We start from the raw sequence: 4131 nt of genomic DNA on the forward strand, positions 1-4131 counted from the left end.
GCCTTTGTTAGGACCTCTTAGCGGTCGGCGGGTTACTTGCGCCTTGTGGGGGCTGGGGCGCCTACGGGGTGTGGGTGGGTCGGGGGCGCGCCGGGGGGTGTCCGTCCTCGGAACGGCGCGGAATCGGTCGCCCGAGAAGCTGAACCAGTTGACGCGCCAACCGCTGCGGGCGGACACCCCCCGACACACCCCCTTACGTCCGTACGCGGCACACCCGCCGTAGGGGCTTGCGCCGCCCCGGTGACGCGCGCCGACTCGCCCGTACGCGGCCGACCCGCCGTAGGGACTTGCGCCGCCCCGGTGACACGCGCCGACTCGCCCGTACGCGGCCGACCCGCCGTAGGGACTTGCGCCGCCCCGGTGACACGCGCCGACTCGCCCGTACGCGGCCGACCCGCCGTAGGGACTTGCGCCACATCGGCGACGTGCGTCGGATCGTCCTTGTGCGGCCGGCCCGCCGTGTTACTCCGATGCCTCTGTCAGGGTCTTCAGTTCCTCGGGGGTGAGGGTGAGGTCGGCTACTGCCAGGAGTGGGGGGAGTTGGGTGGTGGTGCGGGCCGAGGCGATGGGGGCGGTTACCGTCGGCTGGGCCGTGAGCCAGGCCAGGGCGATCGTGGCGATCTCCGCGTTCCTGGACCGGGCGATCTCGTCGAGGGCGGCGAGGACGCGGGTGCCCCTCGGGGTGTCGAGGTAGGCGCCGGCGCCCGCGGCGCGGGGGCTGTCGACGGTCGTGCCGGGGCGGTACTTGCCGGTGAGGAACCCCTTGGCCAGGGCGAAGTAGGGGACGGCGGAGAGGCCCGCGTCGGCGGCCACCGACTGGAGGGCGCCCTCGTACGTGTCGCGGGAGACCAGGTTGTAGTGGGGCTGGAGCGCCACATAGCGGGCCAGGCCCTCGCGGGCCGAGAAGTCCAGGGAGGCCTGGAGGCGCTCGGGGGTGATGTTGGACGCGGCGATCGCGCGGACCTTGCCCGCCCTCACCAGGTCGTCGAGGGCGGTGATGATCTCCTCCACGGGCACCTCGGGCTTGTCGAAGTGCGTGTAGTAGAGATCGATGTGGTCGGTGCCCAGACGGGCCAGCGAAGCGTCCGCGCCAGCCTTGATGGTGGCTGCGGAGAGGCCCTGGTACTCGGGGTGCTGGCTCACCTTCGTCGCGATCACCACGTCGGCGCGGTTACCGCGGGCCTTCACCCACTTGCCGATGATCGTCTCGGACTCGCCGCCCTTGTTGCCGTCGACCCACGCGGAGTAGGAGTCGGCGGTGTCGATGAAGTTGCCGCCGGCGTCGGCGTAGGCGTCGAGGACGGCGAAGGACTCTGTTTCGTCCGCCGTCCAGCCGAAGACGTTGCCGCCGAGGGAGAGCGGGAAGACCTCGAGGTCGGACGTGCCCAGCTTGCGAAGAGAAGTCATGTGTTGTTTCAACCACCGGGTCGGACGATCGCATTCCGGGTGACATGACGGACGCCGCGTCAGGCCTTGGCCTCACGCGGCGTCACATTCGTTTCGGGGGGTCCGAGGTCAGATGGTCAGGCCCTTGCTGCGCAGCCACGCCGCCGGGTCGATGCCGTTGCCCGAGCCGGCCGTGTGGACCTCCATGTGGAGGTGGGCGCCGGTGACGTTGCCCGTGGCGCCGACGCGGCCGATGACGTCGCCGGTGCCGACCTTCTGGCCGACGCTGACGCCGATGGAGGACTGGTGGGCGTACCAGATCTCGGTGCCGTCGTCGAGCGTGAGCACGGTCTTGTAGCCGTACGAGCCGTCCCAGCCCGCCTGCGTGATCGTGCCGCTGTGGACGGCCTTGATGAGGGTGCCCGTGGGGGCGGCGAAGTCGAGGCCGGTGTGGTAGCCGGACGACCAGTAGGGGCCGGCCTGGCCGAAGGTGGAGGTGATCGTGTACGAGGAGGTCGGCAGCGTGAACTGCTTGGCCAGCGCTGCCAGGCGCTCGGCCTCCTTCTCCTTCGCGGCCTCTTCCTCCGCCTTCTTCTTGGCGGCGGCCTCCTTGGCCTCGGCTTCCTTCTTCTCCTCGGCGGCCTGGTCCGCGGCCTTCTTCGCGGCGGCGGTCTGGGCGGCCTCGGCGGCCTTCAGGTCGAACGCGTCCTGCTGCGACTCGGCCTGCTGCATGATGCGCGCGCGCAGCGCCTCGCCGGCGTCGGTGGCGCCCTGCTGCGTGTCGGCGGCGATGAGGCCGGCGCTGCTCAGCGGGGCGGTGGAGCCCTCGGGCTCGTCGGCGGCGTCGTCGTCCTCGAAGACCGAGCCCACGTTCGGCATGTCCGGCATGGAGATGGCCACCGGGGCCTTGCCGCTCTGGGCGCTGGCCATGCCGGCGCCGCTGACGGCGGCTATGACGCCGACGCCGAGAACCGTGGAGCTACGGGCGAACCCGCCACGCTGCTTGGTCTTGGCCACACGGTGCCGGCCGCGGACGGGGCGGAGGGACTCCGCGGTGGGGTTCCACTCCTGGAAGGGGCCCTCGTTGTCGCTGTCGTAGCTGCCGAAGCCGAAGGTCTCTGGCTCACCGCTGCGTTGGCTCGGCACGAACGGGGCTTCGGTCGCGGACCGGTTGGACGCCACGTGGGCGTACTCCTTTCCTTCCTACCGCCTACCGGGTTAGCTGACGGGTTCGGAGCGGAAGGTCTCCTACGCGCGTAAACCGAACGTGCTTCCACGGCGGTTTCCGCGCGATTCACCCCAGGGTGGTGGTTCCCCGGTTCCCTACGGGATTCGGCGCGTGAGCACGGAGCCGCCTCTTGTGACGGCTGGGACGACCGCGCTGCGTTATCGAACGTTAATAGACGCGGGGGCGGCATTCCAAGCGATTCTGAATGATCGTTCTACTGTCTGCGCTGGACTTACGGGTCATGAGGGGTGGAAAACGGGCGAGTTGGCCCCACCTCGGACGCCCCGGTCACACTGACGGTGCGTCAGTTGTAATGCGGAGGGGGTTCGGGTGGGCACGCTCAGTGATATTTCTCAGGGGCGGTGCACGGCGAGCAGCGCCATGTCGTCCGTGGTACCGCCGCCGGTGTGCTCGCGGACCTCTTCGGCGAGCGTCGTCAACAGGGCGCGCGGGGCGGGGAAGGTACGGCCGCCGAGCCGGGCGGCCGGGTCGTAGAAGACGCCGTCCGCGTTCCGCGCCTCGGACAGGCCGTCCGTGTAGAACAGCAGCGTCGCGCCGGCCGGGAACACGACCTCCTCCGCGCGGTCCGGCCAGGTGCCCAGCTCGTCGAGGCCGAGCGGCAGCGCGGTCCACGGGGTGTCGAGGGTCCACAGAGCGCCGTCGGCGTGGAGCAGCAGCGGGGCCGGATGACCCCGGTTGACGATACGGGCCAGCCCGGCGCCGTGCGGGAACTCCGCGAGGACGGCCGTCACGAACCCCTCGTACGGCACGGTGGGGTCCCGACGCGCGGCGTCCCGCCGGGTGACCTCCCGCGCGAGCGCCCGCTCCAGCCGCTGGGCCACGGCCTCCAGGGTCGACTCCTGCTCGGCCGCCTCCCGGAACGCGCCGATCAGCACGGCCACCGCCGCCACCGCGCCGAGCCCCTTGCCGCGTACGTCCCCCACGATCAGTCGTACACCGTGGGGCGAGTCCTGCACCGCGTACAGATCGCCGCCGATCGAGGCCCCGGCCTGCGCGGCCTCGTACCGCGCCGCGATCTCCAGCCCCCCGATCCGCTCCTGGGGTCTCGGCAGGACGGCCCGCTGCGCCGCCTCCGCGATCTCGCGGGCGGTGGCGAGGCGGGCGTCGCTGCGCCGGACGAGCCGGTTGATGGCCACGGCCAGGACGGCGACGGTGGCGACGGTCGAGATCTCGGTGAGCGCGTCCGCCTCACCCACACTGCTGTACCGGAGCCGTACGGCGAGGATGCCGCCGAGGGAGGCGGCACCGGTCACCACGGTGCCCGCCAGCGACAGCAGCGGCGCGGCCACCAGGGGCGCCGCTGTGAAGAAGGGGACGGCCGTGAGTTCACGCGGCATGAAGTGGTCGTAGCAGAGGCCGCTGAGGACGAGGAGGACGGGCAGGGCCCGCACGAGGGCGCGGGCGTAGTAGAACCGCCGGCCGTCCGGCCTCTTCGCACCCTGTAACTGCCCCACCCGTCCCAGGTTCGCGGGGCGTCCGGAAGGGAGCCACTCGGC

Annotated in this window: 3 protein-coding genes and 1 riboswitch; all 3 genes read right to left on the reverse strand. The window is 71.4% G+C overall.

Going from position 1 to position 4131, the window contains the following annotated elements; translation table 11 throughout:
* Positions 1-462: 462 nt before the first annotated feature.
* Positions 463-1407 carry an aldo/keto reductase gene (locus AOK23_RS23135; RefSeq protein ID WP_055714589.1) on the reverse strand — a complete coding sequence of 315 codons (945 nt, stop codon included), beginning with the start codon at positions 1405-1407 and terminating at the stop codon, positions 463-465.
* Positions 1408-1515: 108 nt separating this feature from the next.
* Positions 1516-2568, reverse strand: coding sequence for a M23 family metallopeptidase (locus AOK23_RS23140; RefSeq protein ID WP_055714590.1), 1053 nt, complete (start codon positions 2566-2568; stop codon positions 1516-1518).
* Between the two features lie 10 nt (positions 2569-2578).
* Positions 2579-2734: riboswitch (cyclic di-AMP (ydaO/yuaA leader) on the reverse strand.
* Between the two features lie 233 nt (positions 2735-2967).
* Complete coding sequence (locus tag AOK23_RS23145; RefSeq protein ID WP_055714591.1) at positions 2968-4089, reverse strand: PP2C family protein-serine/threonine phosphatase; 1122 nt, start codon at positions 4087-4089, stop codon at positions 2968-2970.
* Positions 4090-4131 lie beyond the last annotated feature (42 nt).

This window comes from Streptomyces torulosus (assembly GCF_001419765.1).
In the GTDB taxonomy this organism is placed as follows: Bacteria; Actinomycetota; Actinomycetes; order Streptomycetales; family Streptomycetaceae; genus Streptomyces; species Streptomyces torulosus.

Excerpts from the sequence above, each read along its gene's own strand:
- AOK23_RS23135 (WP_055714589.1), bottom strand. The coding sequence starts at position 1,407 with ATGACTTCTCTTCGCAAGCTGGGCACGTCCGACCTCGAGGTCTTCCCG.